The organism is Patescibacteria group bacterium, assembly GCA_041661505.1.
Classification (GTDB): Bacteria; Patescibacteriota; Patescibacteriia; order Patescibacteriales; family JBAZCA01; genus JBAZCA01.
In genome coordinates this window covers 183,443-202,893 of the sequence record JBAZUF010000002.1, presented here as the reverse complement: position 1 = coordinate 202,893, position 19,451 = coordinate 183,443, and the positions used below count along the sequence as shown (strand labels likewise).

Below are 19,451 nucleotides of genomic sequence, written 5' to 3'. Positions count from 1 at the left end.
GACTTGTTTTGGCTTTTGGAAATCGTAATAAGGATTTATACAAAAACATAGCTAAGCTCGAAAGCAATAGGATAAGAATTCTGTTAGGGACGGATTCTTACATGGAGTTGGAAAAACGCGCGCAGGAAGAAGGATTAGCGGTTAATACATATTGCCTTTGGTATCTGCGCAAAAATCTTGGCGGGGAAGAACCGAAGGAAATAACTACTGCGGGAAAAGGGGATATCCAAAATTTTGAAAATCGCGTTATAGAAGGCGACTGTTTGAAAATAATGAATGGCATTCCTTCAAAATCAATTGATATGATTTTATGCGATCTGCCTTATGGCACAACACAAAATCATTGGGACAGTTTAATTCCTCTTGATCGAATTTGGACGCACTACGAACGAATTATAAAAGACAAGGGGGTTATTGCCTTAACCGGGCAAGGTCTTTTTACTGCCAGCTTAATGCTGTCTAACCCAAAGTTATTCAAATATAAGATTACCTGGGTTAAATCCAAACCAACTAATTTTCTAAATGCCAAAAAACAACCGTTGCGCAAGCATGAAGATATTTGTATTTTCTATAAGAACCAGCCGGACTACAATCCTCAAATGAGCAATGGCGAGCCGTACAACAAAGGTTTTAGAAAAGATCAGCTGACTGGAAGCTATGGAGACTTTAAAACTGTTGAAGTGAAAAGTAACGGGGAGAGATACCCTACTGATGTTGTATATTTCAAAACTGCCGAAAGCGAAGGAGAGGTTTATCATCCAACGCAAAAACCAGTAGAGCTTGGCCGCTATCTTATCCGAACCTTTACAAAGGAGGGCGACATAGTCCTGGATAACACCTGCGGGAGCGGCAGTTTTCTAGTTTCGGCAGCTCTAGAAGGGAGAAAATTTATTGGAATTGAAAAAAATCAAAAAACATATCTCTTTAAAAAACACAAGATTGATTACATAGAAATTTCAAAAAAACGAATAAAAAAAGCAGAATCTCAATATAAAGCCGGTAGCAATAAGCTTTTCTAAATTTTTTCAAAGAACTCTTCTTTGAATATCTCTTTAGCCTTTTGAAGCTCGGTCTCGCCGAGCTCTCCTTTTTCTTTTAACCATTTTAATAGATGAAAATACTGATTAGGATGTAGAATTGGCTTTACTATCTTATTGAGATAGGTCTCCTTCTGTATGTACAATAAGTGCTTCTCTCTAAGAACGCCGCGTCCAATCAGATCATAAGTAATTCTTATTGCGTCGACAAAGGTTAAATTCAAATCCCCCTGATGGCACCTATCTTTTTCAACATCAGCTCTCTCTATACTTAATAAATCTTCTATCTTCTCCAGGCCATTCAAGTTTCGGTTATAGAATTCTATTTCCTGCCCGCGATAGGTAAACCATGTTCTTCCTTGTTCAGTGAGCGAACCGCGCGGTAGATACACGCCCTCGCACGCAACCCGTTCTTTTGATACCCAGCCGCAAATATATAGTATCCATTTTCTCTGGCGTGCGGTCCCGGGGAGCTCCCGATTACTCGGGGTTTCCAGATGAGTCATTAAATAGATTTCTGCATCCAATTTTTCGTCGTAAATTTGCCGGGCAAAAAAATTATGTTTTGCCTCCCTTGCGATTCCGTCACTGCTTTCATATTCCTCCTTGAACGGCAATGACCCTCCCCGGCATTTTACATCAAGTTTTATCCCGGATGGCAAAAGAATATCATGCCCAAGAGGATGATCTTCGGGATTTATTTCAGGCATTCCGAATTTATTCCGTATAACGATTTCCGCAAGCGCGCCAAACCCTTGCTCCTCCTTACTCCCTCTTTCAGCGCCGGTTTTATTCTGGTTAGCGGCAATATAGCCTGCCGCTTTCTGCCTTAACTGAAAACCTAAATCATCTGTTAGTTTTATGATGATTGGCTTGGGATGATAATACTTGTACATAAATTTCAATGTGTACCTTTAATCAATCTGCGCGAAAAGCACGACGTAATTTTTCCCGTAGGCTTTGGCGCATTTCGGGCAAGTGGTGTAAGAAAAATAATTTTTCTTCACTTTTTTGCCCTTTCCTTCGACGTAAGCCTTCATTTCTTTGGCCCAGGCTCCGGCCTTTTGATAAGGCCCTTCAAAAACTTTAGTGAGAAACGTTCCCGAGATGGCGGCCATTTCGGCGTCCGGCACGTCTTTAACTACATCAATATAGATGTCGCATCCCCAAAGCGATTTTTCATCGGTCAGCATGAGCTGATGGTCCGCCTTGGCTCCGGCTTTTTCAATCAATCCCAGGTTTTTCACAACTTTTTGCCCGAAATTTAGCGGAATGTGCAAAAACTGGGCAACGTGGTCTTTTACAAAAATCTTATCCTTCCAGGTAATTTCCTTGTCCTGCCAAGGCCCCGGCTCAAACGGCTCGCAACAGCCGGTTGGTTTAATTGTTTGAGAGTCCATATTTTTTGCGGGAATGAATTATAAATATTTATTTTAAAATTATGTTAGAAGTTCAAATTAGCAGGCAAGCCACGGCGATTGAGAGTACTCCAAAGAATATGTTATGTATTTTGAAATTAAATTCATTCTTGTCTTGCTGAATCCAATTTTTTAAATCCCCAATTGATCCAACAATTCGGTAATCTTCTGGATTTACCGCTCCAACTACGGGCCATTCTTTATAGAGAATAACAAAAGGGGTTGATGGCGCGGTCCATTCAGTCATTTTACCTTTTCCTAAATCTTGCTTAAACGCAGCTGTAGCCTGACCGCGACCAATACACTTAGGCTCTCTCTCTTTTGGAAAATCAGCGCTCGAATACCTATATATTAGATGCAACAACGGCTTCCACGCTGGATCGTAAGGATAAATAATTCGATCAACGTCAGCGTAAGAAGTCTCTAGTCGTGCATAAACATCGAGCAGATAATTCGTGCCTCGCAATCTATCCCATACACCATAATGTTCTGACATGGAAAATAAAAGTGCTAATATTGACAAAACAAGTCCTATAATTTTAAGAGTTTTTTTAACGTACTTTAAATTTATAATAACCTTATTAAATTTCATACCCTATAAACTTGTTTGCTGCCCGTTTAGGACGAAGTTAAAACTTTTGCGTTGGAACAAAATACATCCCTCAACCAGAAAGTTCTCTAACAAGAATATTTAAAACCTCAATAGCAATTTTTGCTTCTTCCGGTTCAACCTTTAAATGGTTACGTATTTCAACACCTGGATGTATTAAATTGCGGTATTCTCTTATTGTATGGCTTAATTTAGCAATCTCTGACCCGATAAAATTTTCTTCAACAGCTACCTCTACCAAACTGTTCAAATCCCATTTATTTAAGTCACTTTCGTGAGGAGCCTTAGATGAAGATGTTGCTTTGGTCTGATCTTTTTTTAGTAAATCCAATAAAATTGCTTCGATTGATCCTCCGCTTAATAAAATTGTAGACTTCCAATTAGTAGATATTAAATTACGTTGTATTTCTAAGTAGTCTCTTTCTAAAATTTTCTTAATTTTTTCGTCTTCTATAAAATCAAAACTCTTTTCTGTAATTACAGGAATGCTTTCAGTGTCATCAATTTCCGATTTAATTATTCCTAAATTTCTTGCAATATTTGCTTTTATTCCATTTGGCTTGTAATGCGCATGGCCGTTTACGCTATGAAATGCAAAAAATTCATTCTTACTAAAAGGGGCTAATAAACCTGGTAAGTCCGTGTTTGCCTGGTTTATAACTTTTTCATATTCTAAAACCAAATCTCCATCTATTGCCCATGTTGGATTTTTTTTAGTCAAATCTTCTAAGACTTTATTAACTCCTTTTAACGAATTATAATATTCCCTTAATTTTCTAATCTCAAAATTTGGCATAAAATTTAAATTGAAAGTTGTATGCGGAGAGGGAGGGATTCGAACCCTCGAGACCCGTGAGGATCTGCGACTTTTCGAGAGTCGTGCCTTCAGCCGCTCGGCCACCTCTCCCCGATATAATTATTTAATTGTACTACCCGATTTTTACCCGCCGGCGAGGCGGGCAACCGCTCTCGTACCTCTCCGTGTATTCAATTTTTATGACTCCAGTTTTTTTATCTCTTCGCCGGTCAGTTTTTTCCACTCCCCTTCTTTTAAACTGCCTAACCCCAACTTCCCGATTCTTACTCTTATTAAATCCATTACCTCAAGCCCCAAAGCTTTAAACATCCGCCGGATCTGGCGTTTCTTTCCTTCGGTTAAAACTATTGAAAATTTTCCACCGCTCTGATACTTAACTCTTTTCGCCCGGACGATTCCATCGCCTTCGCCGATATCTATACCGGCGCTAAATTGGCTCACCGCTTTTTTAGTATCTATGTTCTTGCCGCTAACGATTGCAATATATTCTTTTTCTTTTTCATATCGCGGATGGGTAAGCTTATTGGCGAGCTCGCCGTCGTTAGTTAAAAGAATTAAGCCTCGGCTCGCTTTATCTAATCGCCCGACAATGAAAAGCCGCTCTTTTACCTTTACCAGACTAAATACGTTCTTTTCGCCTTTAAAGCGGGCCGCGGTCGAGGTATATCCGGCCGGCTTATTCAATTTAATATATATTTTCGCTTCTGGCAACCTTAATTCTCTGCCATCGACAAAAATCTCCGGCAGATTTTCTTCGTCAATTTTATCGCCAAGCTTAGCAACTTTTTCGTTAACAATTACTTTTCCCTGCCGGATTAGCTCTTCGGCCCTGCGCCTTGAAGAAAAGCCGGATTGGGCAATATATTTTTGGAGGATTATTTTCATTTACATGGTCTTGGCTAAAAGAAGAAGTCCGAAGGCAACGATTACCAAAAGAAACATCCAGCCAACAGTAAATCCGAGGAACTTAACGGCTTCATCTTTTTGGCCGTGAAGAAAAAGATAGGCCGGCCGCCCTAAAACAAGGATCCCGGTGACTAATGCCGAGAAAACGAAAAGCATCAAAAAGGCTACCGGCGAGAAAAAAGTGTCTGTCTTGCCAAAAATCTTTTCGGCGTTTCTCATAATAACGCTCACCAGGAGAATGTAAACCAGCACGCCGGCCGAGTGAAGAAAGCTGTGCAAAGCTAATTTAGAGTTGGTCATACTTTTTTTATATTGGCTTTCAAGTTTATAGCGCTAAGCATAAAAACAAAAAGCCAAAATATTATTGATAAATCATTTTTAAAGTAGGGGACGTCAACTAACCCGTGGACGACGATTACGGCCATAGCGCCGATTAGTCCTGAGATCGTGTAATCCCCGTCTTTCAGCCTTCTCAAACCGAGATAAAAATATTTGCCGATTATCCAGACAAATAAAAGCAATCCGGCCAGTCCGAGTTCGGACCAGAAATTTAGAAAAATGTTATGCGGATACATGTAAATTTCCGTCGGCTGCCAGACGAGCTTCCGGTATTCTTCGCTTTGCATAATTTTTCTTAAAAAATCCTTATCGCTTTCATTAAACCGGTTAAACCAGATACCTTCTTGATGATAGGATTTTATCGCCGTTTGGTAATTATCCAGTCCGGCGCCGGATAATAATCTTCCGTCCTTTAACATGTTCCAGGTTTCTTCCCATTGCTGTTTCCTTATTTCCCCGGAAACAGTTTTCAGGGTAATTTTATCAATCGCGTAATTCCGGGCCGGAGCGCAGGCCGCTATCCCAATAACCATGATTAGCGCGCCAGCCGCAACTACTAATCTTATTCTTTTTCCGCCTAAGAGAGCAAAAACGATTAGTCCGGCCGCTACCCCTAAAGCCGCGCCGGTTGATTTAGCAAAAATGATTGCCGCCCAGGAAAGGAATACGGTTAAACTGATTACCAGTAGTTTAAGTTTTCCGGTCATCCCTTCAGCTCTTAAGTTTTCTTTTTCTTTAGCCATCCATCCAAAGAGCACCAATGAAATCGGCCCTAAAAATAGCCCGACGGCATTCGGGTAGCCGAAAAACGACACCACCCGCCTCGTACTTTCCGCCGCCCACAAAGGATTATCAATAAATTGGCCGGTGAATTTTTGATAGACGGCCAGGACAGAAACGGCCAGACAGGATAATGCCAAAGGCCAGATTATTTTTTCCAGCCACTTAGAGCCTTTTTGGTTTAAAGCGTCTTTACCGATTGTGTTGAATAATAGAATAAAGAAAAGAATCGGTTCAAAAAAATAAGCCTTCCATATTCCCAAAGATTCCCGGGAAAAATACGCGATTCCCGCGGCTATAATTGACACGATCAGCAATAAAACAATCTCCAGGTCAAAAGGATACCTAACCCAGCCAATAATTTTCTTACCCTTAATCCTTTTCTTAATATTGCCAAAAACCTCCCGGTAATTTTTTATAAACCAGATAAAAAAAGCGATTAAAATCATGCCTTCGAGTAAAGTTGAAGGCAAGCCAAAGAGATTAAAGCGGATAAGGTAAGACGGCAAAGCAAAGATTATTATCATTACTCCCCGCTCCGGCTTTTGCCAGGAAAGAATAGCAAAAATTAGATAATACAGCGCCAAAAAGAATAACATAGTCCGCGGATTAGATTACCAAAATATATAAGCCAAGGCTAACCAGGCCGACCCCGATTAATTTTTGTATTAAAACTTCCTTTCCCAGCTCTTCTTTAAACACTTTCGGGAAGCGGGCGGAAATAATAACGGCAAAAAGAATGAAGAACAGGTACTGGACGCCCTGGAGCGCGTTAACCAAAGCGACGTTCCCAAGCGATATCGCCCAGTTAAGCATGATAAAGGCCAAAGCGGCCAAAAGACGCACGCCTAAAAAGAAGCTTAAATTTTTCGGGGCGGTCGTAGCTTTCCGGTGCTCGGCAATTCCCTTTCTCCAGACCGGAACGGCTAGCATAGCCAAAGCGCCGATAAAAGTTCCCATCCGCGACCAGACAAAACCGCCGACAAACGGCTGATGGAGATAAATATATTTCATTAAAACGTAAAAAGCGGCAAAGAAAAAAGCGGAAACAACGGAATTAGCAATTAGCCGCTGGGTGGGGCGGAAGCGGGCGTGAATCTCCCCCAAGACATCTCCGAAAATCATCCGTACCCGGTCAACGGCTTTTCGAAGAAGATAAAACCTGGTCCGTTTAATGGAAATTAGGACTCCTCCGGCGATAAGAATCAAAAAGCCTAAAAGCTCCTGATTGGTAAGAGTGGCCCCCAAAAAAATGCTTGAAAGAAGGAAACTAAAAACCGGCACCAATCCCCCGACAATCGGAACCACCCGCGTGGCTTCGCTTTGGTGCAGGGCCTTGTACCAAAAAACCAGGGTAAATAGAAATAAAAGGCCGGCGAAAAGATCAAGCATGAGCTCGCCAAAAGTTGGAAACCAAGGATTAAAAATAAGGAGGCACAAATTAAAGACGCTCCAAATTCCGACATAAAAAGCGTAAACGATTGACGAGTGGATTCTTTTAGAAAGTAAAAATTTATCCGCCAGGTAAACTCCCGCGTTAATAAAATAGGCGCTAACAGCGATAACAAGCCACATAAATGAATGTTTTTATTTTAAAATTACTTTTGATTTTTAGCCGGGCTGTTCGCGGGTCGCGCAGTGGATTGTGCCGCCGCCGTAAATAAGGTCAGCGCAATTAATGCCGGCTACTTTTCTGCCCGGAAAAGCCTCCCCGATAATCGCCAAAGCCACCTTATCATTATTATGGCCGAAAACCGGGACTAAGACAACTTTGTTAGCGATATAAAAATTTAAGCTGGAAACATTACAGCCTTCAACGTTTTTAACCGGCGCCAAAGGCATTTTAATTAGATTAAAGCTCCGGCCGTCTTGACCCTTGGCCTTTTCCAAAATCTCCAGGTTTTCTTTAAGATTTGCGTAATCGGCCGATGACTCATCGTCCGTCCAGGCATAAACAATGGTCGTTGGATTAACGAACCGGGCAATATTGTCGATGTGGCCGTCGGTATGATCGTTAGTTAAACCTTTTTTTAGCCAGATGATGTTGGCAACCCCTAGATAATCGCTAAAAATTTGTTCCATTTTTTCCTTAGTCATTCCCTTATTGCGGTTTTCATTTAAAGCGCATTGCTCGGTGGTTAAAAGCGTACCTTTGCCGTTTACTTCAATCGCTCCGCCTTCTAAAACAATTCCCGGCTTAAAACATGGCAGGCCCAGCTTTTCATTCATCCAAGCCGATATTTTATCGTCCTTTAAAAGTTCCGGCCAGCGGTTATAGGCATTATAGTCCCAATTGACCATGGCCATTTCCTTGGTCTTATCATTAACAATAAACGACGGCCCAAAATCCCGGAACCAGACGTCAGCGTAATCGGCGACTTGGATATTTACATTATTAAAATCCACGTTATACGCTTTTAATTTAACTATTGCCCGGTCTTTCATTTCTTCTCCGGTTACCAATAATTCAACCTTTTCGCTGTCGGTCAGATTGGAAATAATTTCACAATAAGTTTCTTCGGTCTTATCTAAAACCTCACCCGGAAAAGATTCACGGTCATAAGGCCAGGAAAGCCAAACCGAAGAATGCCGCTCCCATTCGGCCGGCATTCTATAGCCTAAATTTTTCGGCGTATCTTTTATATCAGGCATTTTATTTTTTAGAACCCAGTTTATAGGTATCTGGCCGACGATTGGTAAAAAAGCCCCATTCTTTTCGGATATGGTTATTTAAGCCAAGATCCAGTTTGGCGATTATTGTCTCGTCTTTTTTAGCACTCGCTTTTTTTATAATCTTTCCAAAAGCGTCAGCGACGAAAGACTGGCCCCAGAAATTTATCTTATCTTCCCGTCCGACCCGGTTTACGGCTACGACATTCACGCTATTCGCTATCGCATGCCCCCTTTGCACTGTTTCCCAGGCGTTATGCCAGTCGCCATAATTGTCTTTATCGCCGATTATTGTTCCGATCGCCGTCGGGTAAAATATAATTTCCGCGCCGCCTAAAGCCGCCATTCTTGCCGCTTCGGGAAACCATTGGTCATAGCAGATTAAAACCGCGAAATCAGCGTACTTGGTTTTATAAATTCTGTAGCCCTTATTCCCTTCTTTAAAGTAATTCTTTTCATAATACCTTTCATCATATGGAATATGGATCTTCCGGTAAGTATCTAATAATTTCCCTTTTTCATTAATTACCACGACCGAGTTATAATAATGCCCGTCTTTAGCTTTTTCAAAAAGAGGCAGAATTATAACGACTCCCAGCTTGCGAGCCAGTTCGCTAAAACGCTTGGTCAGCTCGCCGGGAATGGTATCCGAATATTTTTCATAAGCGGCCTTTTTCTCCTGGGGAAAATAAATCGAGCTGAATAGTTCTTGCAAGCAAATAATTTTCGCGCCCTTTTTCGCCGCTCCCTTAACCATCCTGATTGTTTTTTCCAGGTTGGCATTTTTATCGCGGGACACGGCCGTTTGAATAGCCGCGATAGTTACTATTTTTTTCTTCATAGTCGCATTTATTGGATTATTGCCTCGTTATTAATTCTATCACCTTTCAGATAATTAACAATATTAGCTAAATACCATATAATCTTCTAAAAGAAAAAGCAAGTATAAATTTGATTGACATATAAAACCTAGCATAGTAAAATTTTTATAGAAACCTTAGCTTATCTTAGATAATTTTTAAAAATTATTCTAAATAAAAATCTATGGCTAAAATTTTAGTCATCGGCTGCGGAAACGTGGGCTCGGTCGGGCTCCATAAGATGAGCCAGCAGCCGGATATTTTTTCCGAGATTCATGTTGTCAGCCGGACCGAAAAAAAAATGAAGGCGGTAAGCGATTCGATAAAAAAGAAAACTAAAGGAAAAGTAAACTTACGCCTCCACGTTGCTAATGTTAGTAGCCCTAAAACATTCTACGGCTTACTAAAAAAGATAAAGCCCGAACTGGTAATCAATTGGGGTCATCCTTACGATAACCTGGTAATGATGGACGCCTGCCTAAAATACGGCGTAAATTATATTGATACCGCCTGCTATGAGCATCCGGCCAAATACGGCTTTTCCTATAAAAAACAACTGGCTAAAAACGCGGCCTTTAAAAAGAAAGGGCTTTTAGCTATCACCGGCATGGGCTTTGACCCCGGAGTGTCTAACATCTTTAGTGCTTATGCCCGGGATTATTTATTCGATAAAATCCATACGGTTGACATATTGGACTGTAACGGCGGATCCAAAGACAAAAAAATAAAATTCGCCCCGAATTTTGATCCGGAAATCAATTTACGCGAGCTGATTCTGCCGGTTGAGTTTTGGGAAAACGGAAAATGGAAAACTCGCGGACGGCTGATTGACGAAGAAGCGGCCTTTTTCGAGTTCGACTTTCCCCAAGCCGGCAAATTTACTCCCTATCTCATGTACCACGAAGAAATGGAAACTCTGGTTAATCATCTTCCGGACTTAAAGCGCATTCGGTTTTGGATGACTTTTTCCCCGGCTTACCTGACATACTTGCGCGTGCTTTATAATGTCGGCCTGACCCGGATTGATCCGGTTAAATATGATAAATGCGAGGTAGTGCCGGTCAAATTTTTAAAGGCCATTCTGCCAAAAGGCGAAGATTTTAATAAAAGCTACAAAGGCAAGACCAATATCGGCAATATCATCTCCGGCGTAAAAAACGCGAAAAAGAAAGTGGTTTACATATATAATGTCTGCGACCATCAAAAAGCCTTTCGCGAAACCGGAGGAAACGCCATTGGCTATACGACTGCTGTCCCGACCGTGACCGCCGCCCAGATGGTTCTAACCGGCAAGTGGTCCGGCGCTGGTGTTGTTACCCCGGAAGATAAAATGCTTGATTCCAAAGTATTCTTAAAAGAGCTGGGTAAAAACGGCTTGCCGTGGGTCGTTAAAGAATTAAAAGACCTGCCGGCCCCGTTAAAGAAAAATTATTAATATGGCTGATATTTTCTGGGCTAAGCCCGAAGATTGGAAAAATCTAAAAGTAAAAAGTTTGCCAACGCCCTGCTATTTGGTGGATTTTAAATTACTGAAAAAAAACCTGGAAATATTAAATGAGGTACAGGAGGCAACCGGCGCGAAAATCTTAATGGCCTTTAAGGGCTTTGCTATGTGGAGCACTTTCCCTTTAGCGAGGAAATATTTGAAAGGCATAGCGGCCAGTTCTCAAAACGAAGCCCGGCTCGGAGCTGAAGAATTTAGGAAAGAAGTGCATACCTTTTCACCCGCCTTTAAGGAAGATGAATTCGCGGAAATAATGAAATATAGTAACCACATTATTTTTAACTCCTTTGAAGAGTGGAAGCGTTTCCGGCCCGCGCTTAAAAAATCCCGGAAAAAAATTTCCGTTGGCTTAAGAGTTAATCCCGAGCACCGGGAAGTAAAAGTTAGCCTTTATGACCCAAGCGCCCCTTATTCCCGGCTAGGAATTACCAAGAAAAATTTTAAGGCTAAAGAACTCCAAGGCGTCTCGGGGCTGCATTTCCACGCCTTATGCGAGCTAAACGCCGATTCGCTCGAACGGACTCTAATGGCTTTTGAAAGAAAATTCGGCGAGTTTTTGCCAAAGATGAAATGGGTCAATTTCGGCGGCGGGCATCATATCACCCGGCCGGACTACAACCGGAAACTGCTGGTCGAAATTATTACCCGGTTTAAGAAAAAATACCCGCACCTGGAGGTTTATTTAGAGCCTGGCGAAGCCATTGCCTTAAATACCGGAGTATTAGTCGCCCGGGTATTGGACATTGTCCATAACGAAAAACGCATAGCCATATTAGATACTTCCGCCGCCGCCCATATGCCGGACACCTTGGAAATGCCCTACCGGCCGGAAATCGCCGGGGCTAGGCCCGCCGGAAAATACCGCTATACCTATCGGTTAGGAGGTATATCCTGCCTTGCCGGGGACGTAATCGGCGACTATTCTTTCCCGAAAAAATTAAACCGCGGGGATAAGCTCATTTTCCTCGACATGGCCCACTACACCATGGTAAAAAATAATACTTTTAACGGCATCAATCTCCCGTCCATTCTAATTAAAGACTTGAAGGGAAAAATAAAAAGTATAAAAAAATTCGGCTACGAGGATTACAAAAACCGCTTATCCTAAATAGCAATTCCACTAAAAAATCCTCCGGCTATGGAGGATTTTTCATTTGAGCAATAATAAAGCCTGCTATTCATCAATCGTAAGTGAATTATTCTTACAAATTTCTCCATAAACTCTGGCGCTCGGACGGGGCGTTCTTTTAAAAGTTTTCCGATCCACCGCGTGTAAGCCGAATTTCATGGCGTAGCCGTCGGCCCATTCAAAATTATCTAAAAGCGACCAATAAAAATAACCGCGGACGTCCGCGCCTTTGGAAATCGCCTGTTGCACATATTTTAGATGGTTTATAATAAAATCTTTTCTTAGTTCATCTTTAGCGTCTGCTACTCCATTTTCCAAAATATAAATCGGCTTCCTATATTTTTTATAACCCATGATGACGTGATAAATCCCTTCCGGGTAAATCTCCCAGCCGAAGTCCGACACTAACTTATTCTCGTTCCGAATAAACGGCGGAATACAGCTTAAGCGGATATGGTGGTAATAATTAACTCCGATAAATTCAAAACTTCCTTTAATTTTATCTAGAAACCACTCGTTTCTGAAGTAAGCGGCAATCTTTACTGCCAATTTTTCAATTAAATTCCATTTATGGGCCGGCTCAAAATAGCCGGTTACGTTAGTTACGCCCACCTGGGCGCCGGGGCAATTATTATGGATAACCTTATAGGCTTTGTTGTGAGCGGCCGCTAAATTATTAGCCGCCTTCCAGGCGCCAAAAAAATCACTTTTCCTATGCGGAGGAAATTTGCCGTCAATATATCCATGCCCGGCATGTATCATCGGCTCGTTTAAAGTCACCCAGAAATCAACATATTCGCCGAGTTCCCGGGACATAATATCAGCGTACTCGGAAAAATATTTAATATTATTTTTATTCGCCCATCCGCCTTGCTCCGCGATCCACAAAGGAAAAGGCCAATGCCATAAAGTAAAATTAACTTTTAACCCCCTTTTTTTTAAAGCTAGTAGCACCTTTCTGTAATGCTCCACCTCATTCATATCAATCTTTCCTTTTTCCGGCATAATCCGCGCCCAGTCCGCGCCCAGCCGGTGGGCGTTATTATTCATAGCCAAAGCCAAATCAAAATCCTCTTCGTATCTATTATACGAATCGCAGGCCATTCCACTGATAAAATCATCCGGGTTTTTCCCGGCCTTTTTTAATTCATAAATCCGCTTTGGAGATTTTTCCCACTGGCTCCAGTCGTTAGTATTCCCGCCTTCAATTTGGTGCGGAGACGTTGAAGCGCCCCATAAAAACCCCTTTGGAAATTTTAGTTCTTTTGCCATATACTTTTTCAAATAGTCTCCAAACTTAACGATTCCTTTATTAACTAAATTATCGCACATTTGCCGTAAAAACAAAATCCCGCGAAATGCGGGATTTTGTTAAAAAGGGGCCCGTCTGGCCTGATTGATCAATAAATATTTCAGGCAAACGGCAAATTTTTGTTTTAAATATTTTTATGCGGGCCGAATATGTCGTAGGGATTTTCGGATCTTTTGTCCGGTTCCGGCAACTGGCTTTCAGCCAGTCCGGCTTCCCGCTCTTTTCTTTCTTTGGCCAGTTCCCGGTTTACCCAGGCAATCCAGCCGATTACTCCAACGAGGAATACGAGAAATATGATTAGATTAAGGCTAATCTTGCTTTGTATCGTTGTCCAAATAGTTGAAGAGCTAACTTTCTCTGAAACCTGGCCCTTATCCTGATTTAAGATATTGCTTAAATTGCTTTCTTTAGGGCTGGCCACGGGTTTTTCAGTCTCTTCTTTTGGCGTGCTAGTCGCGGCCGACAGGGTGTTTGTTGGCGTACTGCTGATTTTCGCAGTGCCATCTATCTTTCCGGTTGAAGTTGTCCGCGGATAGGTATAATAAATTGAATTTGACCGAATGCTTTCTTTTCCTCTTGTATCGGTTGCCGTGGTATAAATCCTATGAGTTGTCTTTTTAGAGAGGTTCATTGACGGCTGGTAGGCAAAATTGGCTGTTCCCGAAGAATCGTTTTCTACTTCGAAGCGGCCATCCAGCTTCTTGTCAATGTAAACATTGACGCTGGAATTATTCTTGGCGACTCCGGCAATAAAAGGGCGGGTGGAAACAGTCTTCGCGTTTACGACAGCTTTGATCAAGGTCGGCGCCGGCATCGGATATTCGATGGTAAATGACATCGCTTCCGAAGCCAGGCTTTCCTCGCCATCCGTATTTTCGGCGATTGCCTGAACCTTATGCTCTCCTCGGCTAAGTTTTTTGGCGGGCTGGTAGTAAAAAGCGCCCGTGCCCGAAGAATGGGTAATTACTTTAGTCTTTCCATCAAGGTTTCCGTCTATATAGACTAAAACCCTGGTCCCGGATTGGGTTAAACCGGCAATTTTTTCTTTTTGGTTTGAAGTTACGGTATTTTCATTGGGCCGGATTAAAGTCGGCGCGGATATTGCGGCTGACTCTATGCTGGCCGCTTCTGTATTTTCCTCGGAAACAGTCGTTTCGTACGAATAATCAGAAGGCGGGACAATGAAACTCACGGACTGCGAAGGCGCTGACAAGACCCGAGAGAAATTATCCCGGGCGATAGCCATAACGCTGTGGGAGCCTTCGGTTAAGCTTTCAGTTGCCTGGAAATAAAAATTATCTCTTTGGCCATAAGCTGAAATGCTTCCTTCCCCGACATAACTTCCGTCCACGTAGATTAAAACTTCGGTTTCCGGATCGGTGGTTCCGGTGATCATTGGTTTAACTAAAGTATTTTCCACACCCCTATTTACTTCAGAAATAGCCGGCGGATTTATAGTAGCGGCGTGTAATTTTAAGGAAGAGAACGCAAAGCCGGTCAAACTTAGTATTGCGATTATGAGGAATCTTTTAAAGTAAGTCATATATTCTAAGTTCCCCCCTTTAACGGCTTTAATAATAAGTTCGACCTTTAAGATTTGTTTTTATTTTTCAATGAACATGGAACAATGCTTTAAAAGAGCTGGCTTAAAAAGAGCGCGGACTAATCTTGCATTATGTTATCTTAACCGAGCAGTAATAATTGTCAATCCTTTTTCTCCCAAAAATGCCGTCCGCCTGGTACTATTAGGAAACAAACTAGACAATATCGCAAAAATGTTTTATTTTAACGGTTTTTGTCTCTTTGTTCACGTCTAAAGAGAGGAAGTCGAGGCGCACCTTATCGAATTTACGGCCTTTATACGCCCGCAAATAGTGGCCGGCCGCTTTCTTCATCCGGCTGATTTTTCTTCCCTCTATTGCCATAACCGCCCCTCCCAGCCCGCCTGAAGTCCGGGTTTTCACTTCAATAAAAACTAAAATATCGCCTTGCAGGGCGATAATATCGATTTCTTTATAGCTTAATTTCAAATTGTTCTCAATAATCCGGTAGCCTTTGCCTGATAAGTAGCGGCGGGCTACTTCTTCTCCAAACCGGCCGACTCGCAAGTTATAGTGCATAGCCCGAAAATTTATGGGACATATTTCCTAAATTCGCGGTCTTTTTCGATCTGTAGCCTTTTTTGCGGAATGGCGGCGGAATGCCTAAAGATAAAATAAGCCCAGGCGAGAATGCCCGCTCCCCAGAGCAAAAACCAAAACCGGCTGGAAAAAAACGGAATAGCCTCGAAAGTAAAGAAAAGCAAAAAAAGGCTGATAATAAAATTGGCTAAAGCCAGGTTTGACAATTTTCCCATTACCGAGAAATAGGCATTTTTCCGGTTCTTCCTTTTAAAATATGCTAATCCAATTACGGCCAAAAATAAAGCCGCGGCAAAGGCGATAAGGGCGTTTTGCATAAGTGGCGCAAGCGGCCCCGGGTTAAGCATTATCCAATATTTATAGCTCGTCAAATTTCCCATAGTTTTAGGAAATATTATATCAAGTTTTATTTTTAGTCAATATCGCAATTTTCATTTCCGGCTTCTTCCGGAAAAGCAAAACATTCGCTCTTCCCCGGCCCAGGGTCTAAAGCTTATCAAAAATAATTCCGTAATGATAGTCTCCGGCTTCGAACTCTTCTTCGATCTTTAATCCAAGCTTAGCCGATCCATTTTTTAACAAATCCTTTTCCACCCGATTTTCAATCGACGGGCCGAAAGGCAGAGCCGAGTTTTTCCACTCAACTACGATGAGCTTACCTCCTTTTTTTATCAAACGGACTGCCTCCCTTACTATTTCCATCCGTTTCTTTGACTGGTATAACGTATTAATAAGCATAGCCACGTCCAGTTTTCCGGAATCGATTTTAGTCGCGCCGAATATTTCCAAATCGCTCCAAACGGTTTGGATGTTTTGGAGGTTTTCGAGCTTGGCGCGCTTTTCAATCGACTGTAAAATTGTTTTCATTATATCCACCGCGTAAACCGTCCCCTTTTTCCCTACTATTCTTGCCGATGGAAATACAAAATGCCCCGATGCTCCGCAGCCTAAATCGGCGACCTGCATCCCTTCTTTGATTTGGGCGCGGGCGAGTATGAATTTTGCGTCTAAAAGCGCGTTTCCCCCTGTTATCATATATGTTTTAGCAGCGAATATTTTTTTACGTAAAAACCTTTTGCTATTTAATTATATCCCAATAAGCTTTTCTCTACAACCGGCTCCAATTAGATACGGGCGAAAAGCTTTTCCGGTGGATAGGCGAAGGGCCGTGGAGCTTGATCATTTCTTCGTGCAGACGCGTCCCGTAGCCTTTGTGCCGGTCAAACCCATATTGGGGAAAATGCTCATGCCATTTACGCATTAGCCGATCGCGGGTCACTTTGGCGATTATCCCGGCGGCGGCGATTACGAAGATTTTATTGTCCCCGCCGATAACGGCTTCCTGCCGGATAGGACAATCCGGAAGCCGGAATTTTCCGTCAATAAAAACGTAGTCCGGCTCTACGAGCATGTTTTCCAGGGCCGCCTGCATGGAAAGAAAGCTGGCCTGAAAAATATTTACCTTGTCGATCATTTTTTCCGGGCAAAATCCAATGCCAATATCGATTTCTTCATTCATCAAGAGATCATATATCCTCTCTCGCGTCTTTTCAGCCAATAATTTTGAATCTCTGATTTTTTTTAATTCCTTGTCCTTAAAAACATGTCCGGGATCCAGGGCTACGCAAGCCGAAACCACCGGCCCGGCTAAAGGCCCCCGTCCAACTTCGTCAATTCCGGCTACGCACTTATAGCCCAGGCTGAAAATTCGTTTTTCCGCCTTTTTACGATGCATTTTATTCCTTAAAATATTTAATTTTAGAGGTCGGGCAGTTTATTCTCCCGGTTTCCAGGCTCTCGCCCGGCACTTTTTCTAAAAGCTCTTCTTTTCCGGCTTGGCCGCGGAAATATTTGAAGCTGGCGTTTATCATAACCAGAGCTTTGGCTTCAGCCGATCCCAAAAGCTCCGCTACCGAAGTTTTTTTGTTCACTCCGGAGATAATATCCCGGTAAACAATTTCACCGGAAGGGATTAATTTTTTTTCATTTTCCAAATTACTATAGCAAAGCGCCAAGTCTTCTTTTTTTATATAAAGGCCTGATTTTACCAACAGCTTCAGTAAATAATAAGCTGGCCGGCTTCTAGTTAAAAAATTTACCAGCCGGTGCTTATTGGCCAGAATAAAAAATTTATTAAAGGGCAGTCCGAATCTTTTCCGGATAATTTTAGGGTAAGCCAGCTTGCCGAACAGCCGGATTTTAACAAGCTGGCTGAAAAAATAACGGCCGTTTATATCTTCATCCAATTCGGTTTCCCATTGCCGGTGCAAATAATTGGCCCGGCCAAGAACCTTCGGGTCTTCGGAAAAAATATCACCCGTGAGATAAACCACTACCGGATGAAATACCTCGTCCAAAGCGCAATGAGTTAAATAGCCGATAGCAAAGGCTAAATTTTTATGGCTTCTTTTTTCTTTGGCTAACTCAAGAATTTCGATAACAATTTTATTGGCGGGCTCGCCGTCCTTGCCGTGGAGCGCGGCCGAGACCTTCCAGTCCTTTTTTGAACCGTAAAAGAAAATATCGGGCGCGACTGACCCAAGATAATAATAATCTTTGTATTTTCTTATTATTTCCGCGAGCTCCGGGTTAAATTTGGCTTTTACTTCATGGGCAAAAAATAAATGAGTATTTTCTTTGGGCATATTTTTTTAACTGGGGAATTTTCTTTTGAATCCGGAGGTTATTTTTTAATTTTGCTTTTCTTCTTTCTCCACTCTTCAATATTAGCGTGGTTGCCGGAAAGAAGCACCTGGGGCACTTTCATTTTCTTTCTTTTCCAGGTTAGTATTTCGGGCCGGGTGTAATGAGGATATTCTAAAGCGCCTTCTTTTCCGTGCGATTCAAAAGACAAGCTTTCTTTATTGCCTAAAACTCCGGGCAAGAGCCGGGCCACAGAATCCGCGATTATCATCGCCGGAATTTCCCCGCCAGTCAAAACGTAATCGCCGATCGAAATTTCCTCATCAGCTAAAAATTCCGCCACCCGCTCGTCAATGCCTTCATAACGGCCGCAGATCATAATAACATGCTTGTATTTTTTTAATTTTTCCGCCGCCGCCTGATTATATTTTCTTCCTTTGGCGGAAAATAAAATTGTTCTGGCTTTTCCTTTCCCCCTAATCTTTTTTTTAATTTCTTCTACAGCCTTAAAAATCGGCTCAGCGCGCATTACCATCCCGGCGCCGCCGCCATAAGGCGAGTCGTCAACCGTGCGGTGCCGGTCAGCGGTCCAGTCCCGCAAGTTATAAATTTTAATCTTGATTTTTTCCTTGTCCTTCGCCCGGCGGATAATTGATTCGTTAAAATAGCTCTCAAAAATGCCGGGAAAAATTGTTATTATATGGAATGTCATATTAATATAATACACTATAATAAACAAAAAACCACCCCGCAGATGCGGGGCGGTCTTTTGCTTATTTTGACTTTTTTGTTGATTAGATTTTTAAATCGTCAACCGAAGAAGTATCAAACGGCTCTCTTTCCATCCTCGGCCTTCTTTCGCGGCCTTCCGGTTCATTGATTTTCAGATTCACCCGCGCGTTGTTTTTAGCGCCAACGATTTTTAGCAAGGTGCGGATTGACTTCGCGGTTTGTCCCATTTTTCCGATCACATAACCCATGTCGTTCGGGTTGATGGTGAGGGTCAAAAGAACGCCTCTTTCGTCGATGTTTCTCTCCACTTTTACGTCGTTTGGATTACCGACGATTGACTTCACAACAAATTCTAAGAAGTCCTTGTCTTGATCTGCCATAGTGTTTCGTGCTTCTTTCAAGCTGACTTATCGATTGATTATCAGCTAAAAAGATATTACTTAATAAATCCACCCATTTTCCGGATGGCCTGACGGCTATTTAAAGAATATCAGGTACTATACTATTATACCAATTTTTATTTATTTGTCAATATACTGAACAAAATTTACTC

Annotated in this window: 22 protein-coding genes and 1 tRNA gene; 3 read left to right on the top strand and 20 right to left on the bottom strand. The window is 42.1% G+C overall.

The genetic code is table 11. The annotated features are described in order from the left end of the window. Positions 1-272 precede the first annotated feature (272 nt). Complete coding sequence (locus WC715_03425) at positions 273-1,019, top strand: site-specific DNA-methyltransferase (protein ID MFA6171470.1); 747 nt, start codon at positions 273-275, stop codon at positions 1,017-1,019. Here WC715_03425 and WC715_03420 read toward each other — a convergent pair. The 11 genes from WC715_03420 to WC715_03370 form a co-directional block, all read right to left on the bottom strand. Beyond that, the gene (locus WC715_03420) at positions 1,016-1,933 is read right to left on the bottom strand and encodes a hypothetical protein (protein ID MFA6171469.1); all 918 of its coding nucleotides are present in this window, start codon (positions 1,931-1,933) and stop codon (positions 1,016-1,018) included. The two genes, WC715_03425 and WC715_03420, sit on opposite strands and share 4 nt — an antisense overlap. 18 nt (positions 1,934-1,951) lie before the next feature. Next, positions 1,952-2,437, bottom strand: a complete 486-nt coding sequence (locus tag WC715_03415; protein MFA6171468.1) for a hydrolase — start codon at positions 2,435-2,437, stop codon at positions 1,952-1,954. Between the two features lie 52 nt (positions 2,438-2,489). Further along, positions 2,490-3,047, bottom strand: a complete 558-nt coding sequence (locus WC715_03410) for a hypothetical protein (GenBank protein ID MFA6171467.1) — start codon at positions 3,045-3,047, stop codon at positions 2,490-2,492. A gap of 70 nt (positions 3,048-3,117) precedes the next feature. After that, entirely contained in the window at positions 3,118-3,861 is a 744-nt protein-coding gene (locus WC715_03405; protein MFA6171466.1) for a hypothetical protein, read from the bottom strand. A gap of 24 nt (positions 3,862-3,885) precedes the next feature. Continuing rightward, positions 3,886-3,972 (bottom strand) — tRNA-Ser (locus WC715_03400). Between the two features lie 87 nt (positions 3,973-4,059). Then, positions 4,060-4,767: a pseudouridine synthase gene (locus tag WC715_03395; GenBank protein ID MFA6171465.1), complete on the bottom strand. Its 708-nt coding sequence runs from the start codon at positions 4,765-4,767 to the stop codon at positions 4,060-4,062. Then, positions 4,768-5,088: a hypothetical protein gene (locus WC715_03390; protein MFA6171464.1), complete on the bottom strand. Its 321-nt coding sequence runs from the start codon at positions 5,086-5,088 to the stop codon at positions 4,768-4,770. After that, a complete protein-coding gene (locus WC715_03385; protein ID MFA6171463.1) occupies positions 5,085-6,506 on the bottom strand; it encodes an O-antigen ligase family protein in 1,422 nt (473 codons plus the stop codon). Before WC715_03385 ends, WC715_03390 begins: the two co-directional genes overlap by 4 nt. A gap of 10 nt (positions 6,507-6,516) precedes the next feature. Then, positions 6,517-7,482 carry an EamA family transporter gene (locus WC715_03380; GenBank protein MFA6171462.1) on the bottom strand — a complete coding sequence of 322 codons (966 nt, stop codon included), beginning with the start codon at positions 7,480-7,482 and terminating at the stop codon, positions 6,517-6,519. A gap of 36 nt (positions 7,483-7,518) precedes the next feature. Then, the gene (locus tag WC715_03375) at positions 7,519-8,559 is read right to left on the bottom strand and encodes an agmatine deiminase family protein (protein ID MFA6171461.1); all 1,041 of its coding nucleotides are present in this window, start codon (positions 8,557-8,559) and stop codon (positions 7,519-7,521) included. Between the two features lies 1 nt (position 8,560). Further along, positions 8,561-9,418 (bottom strand): carbon-nitrogen hydrolase, encoded by an 858-nt coding sequence (locus tag WC715_03370; protein ID MFA6171460.1) that lies wholly within the window; start codon positions 9,416-9,418, stop codon positions 8,561-8,563. 203 nt (positions 9,419-9,621) lie between these two features. On the opposite strand from WC715_03370, the gene WC715_03365 reads away from it, so the two are divergent. After that, positions 9,622-10,872: a saccharopine dehydrogenase family protein gene (locus WC715_03365; protein MFA6171459.1), complete on the top strand. Its 1,251-nt coding sequence runs from the start codon at positions 9,622-9,624 to the stop codon at positions 10,870-10,872. Position 10,873: 1 nt separating this feature from the next. Further along, entirely contained in the window at positions 10,874-12,049 is a 1,176-nt protein-coding gene (gene nspC / locus WC715_03360) for a carboxynorspermidine decarboxylase (GenBank protein ID MFA6171458.1), read from the top strand. 66 nt (positions 12,050-12,115) lie between these two features. On the opposite strand, the gene WC715_03355 is transcribed toward nspC, so the two are convergent. The 9 genes from WC715_03355 to WC715_03315 all read right to left on the bottom strand — a co-directional run bounded on the left by WC715_03355 (position 12,116) and on the right by WC715_03315 (position 19,278). Further along, a complete protein-coding gene (locus WC715_03355; protein ID MFA6171457.1) occupies positions 12,116-13,342 on the bottom strand; it encodes a family 1 glycosylhydrolase in 1,227 nt (408 codons plus the stop codon). A 164-nt stretch (positions 13,343-13,506) separates the two neighbouring features. Further along, positions 13,507-14,925 carry a hypothetical protein gene (locus tag WC715_03350; GenBank protein ID MFA6171456.1) on the bottom strand — a complete coding sequence of 473 codons (1,419 nt, stop codon included), beginning with the start codon at positions 14,923-14,925 and terminating at the stop codon, positions 13,507-13,509. Between the two features lie 214 nt (positions 14,926-15,139). Next, positions 15,140-15,502, bottom strand: coding sequence for a YraN family protein (locus tag WC715_03345; GenBank protein ID MFA6171455.1), 363 nt, complete (start codon positions 15,500-15,502; stop codon positions 15,140-15,142). Between the two features lie 11 nt (positions 15,503-15,513). Continuing rightward, a complete protein-coding gene (locus tag WC715_03340; GenBank protein ID MFA6171454.1) occupies positions 15,514-15,903 on the bottom strand; it encodes a hypothetical protein in 390 nt (129 codons plus the stop codon). Between the two features lie 106 nt (positions 15,904-16,009). Next, a complete protein-coding gene (locus WC715_03335) occupies positions 16,010-16,558 on the bottom strand; it encodes a methyltransferase domain-containing protein (protein ID MFA6171453.1) in 549 nt (182 codons plus the stop codon). Between the two features lie 73 nt (positions 16,559-16,631). Further along, positions 16,632-17,258, bottom strand: coding sequence for a ribonuclease HII (locus tag WC715_03330; protein ID MFA6171452.1), 627 nt, complete (start codon positions 17,256-17,258; stop codon positions 16,632-16,634). 1 nt (position 17,259) lies between these two features. Continuing rightward, a complete protein-coding gene (locus tag WC715_03325; protein ID MFA6171451.1) occupies positions 17,260-18,168 on the bottom strand; it encodes a zinc dependent phospholipase C family protein in 909 nt (302 codons plus the stop codon). A 38-nt stretch (positions 18,169-18,206) separates the two neighbouring features. Continuing rightward, positions 18,207-18,878 (bottom strand): tRNA (guanosine(37)-N1)-methyltransferase TrmD, encoded by a 672-nt coding sequence (gene trmD, locus WC715_03320; GenBank protein MFA6171450.1) that lies wholly within the window; start codon positions 18,876-18,878, stop codon positions 18,207-18,209. An 82-nt stretch (positions 18,879-18,960) separates the two neighbouring features. Beyond that, positions 18,961-19,278 (bottom strand): KH domain-containing protein, encoded by a 318-nt coding sequence (locus WC715_03315; GenBank protein MFA6171449.1) that lies wholly within the window; start codon positions 19,276-19,278, stop codon positions 18,961-18,963. Positions 19,279-19,451 lie beyond the last annotated feature (173 nt).

Bases quoted from the DNA above. Each gene is read 5' to 3' on its own strand.
- WC715_03355 (MFA6171457.1), bottom strand. From the start codon at position 13,342: ATGGCAAAAGAACTAAAATTTCCAAAGGGGTTTTTATGGGGCGCTTCA.
- WC715_03350 (MFA6171456.1), bottom strand. From the start codon at position 14,925: ATGACTTACTTTAAAAGATTCCTCATAATCGCAATACTAAGTTTGACC.
- WC715_03375 (MFA6171461.1), bottom strand. From the start codon at position 8,559: ATGCCTGATATAAAAGATACGCCGAAAAATTTAGGCTATAGAATGCCG.
- WC715_03335 (MFA6171453.1), bottom strand. From the start codon at position 16,558: ATGATAACAGGGGGAAACGCGCTTTTAGACGCAAAATTCATACTCGCC.
- nspC (MFA6171458.1), top strand. From the start codon at position 10,874: ATGGCTGATATTTTCTGGGCTAAGCCCGAAGATTGGAAAAATCTAAAA.
- WC715_03395 (MFA6171465.1), bottom strand. From the start codon at position 4,767: ATGAAAATAATCCTCCAAAAATATATTGCCCAATCCGGCTTTTCTTCA.
- WC715_03365 (MFA6171459.1), top strand. From the start codon at position 9,622: ATGGCTAAAATTTTAGTCATCGGCTGCGGAAACGTGGGCTCGGTCGGG.
- WC715_03385 (MFA6171463.1), bottom strand. From the start codon at position 6,506: ATGTTATTCTTTTTGGCGCTGTATTATCTAATTTTTGCTATTCTTTCC.
- WC715_03425 (MFA6171470.1), top strand. From the start codon at position 273: ATGAATGGCATTCCTTCAAAATCAATTGATATGATTTTATGCGATCTG.
- trmD (MFA6171450.1), bottom strand. From the start codon at position 18,878: ATGACATTCCATATAATAACAATTTTTCCCGGCATTTTTGAGAGCTAT.
- WC715_03325 (MFA6171451.1), bottom strand. From the start codon at position 18,168: ATGCCCAAAGAAAATACTCATTTATTTTTTGCCCATGAAGTAAAAGCC.
- WC715_03380 (MFA6171462.1), bottom strand. From the start codon at position 7,482: ATGTGGCTTGTTATCGCTGTTAGCGCCTATTTTATTAACGCGGGAGTT.
- WC715_03345 (MFA6171455.1), bottom strand. From the start codon at position 15,502: ATGCACTATAACTTGCGAGTCGGCCGGTTTGGAGAAGAAGTAGCCCGC.
- WC715_03370 (MFA6171460.1), bottom strand. From the start codon at position 9,418: ATGAAGAAAAAAATAGTAACTATCGCGGCTATTCAAACGGCCGTGTCC.
- WC715_03410 (MFA6171467.1), bottom strand. From the start codon at position 3,047: ATGAAATTTAATAAGGTTATTATAAATTTAAAGTACGTTAAAAAAACT.
- WC715_03405 (MFA6171466.1), bottom strand. From the start codon at position 3,861: ATGCCAAATTTTGAGATTAGAAAATTAAGGGAATATTATAATTCGTTA.
- WC715_03390 (MFA6171464.1), bottom strand. From the start codon at position 5,088: ATGACCAACTCTAAATTAGCTTTGCACAGCTTTCTTCACTCGGCCGGC.
- WC715_03330 (MFA6171452.1), bottom strand. From the start codon at position 17,258: ATGCATCGTAAAAAGGCGGAAAAACGAATTTTCAGCCTGGGCTATAAG.
- WC715_03340 (MFA6171454.1), bottom strand. From the start codon at position 15,903: ATGGGAAATTTGACGAGCTATAAATATTGGATAATGCTTAACCCGGGG.
- WC715_03420 (MFA6171469.1), bottom strand. From the start codon at position 1,933: ATGTACAAGTATTATCATCCCAAGCCAATCATCATAAAACTAACAGAT.
- WC715_03315 (MFA6171449.1), bottom strand. From the start codon at position 19,278: ATGGCAGATCAAGACAAGGACTTCTTAGAATTTGTTGTGAAGTCAATC.
- WC715_03415 (MFA6171468.1), bottom strand. From the start codon at position 2,437: ATGGACTCTCAAACAATTAAACCAACCGGCTGTTGCGAGCCGTTTGAG.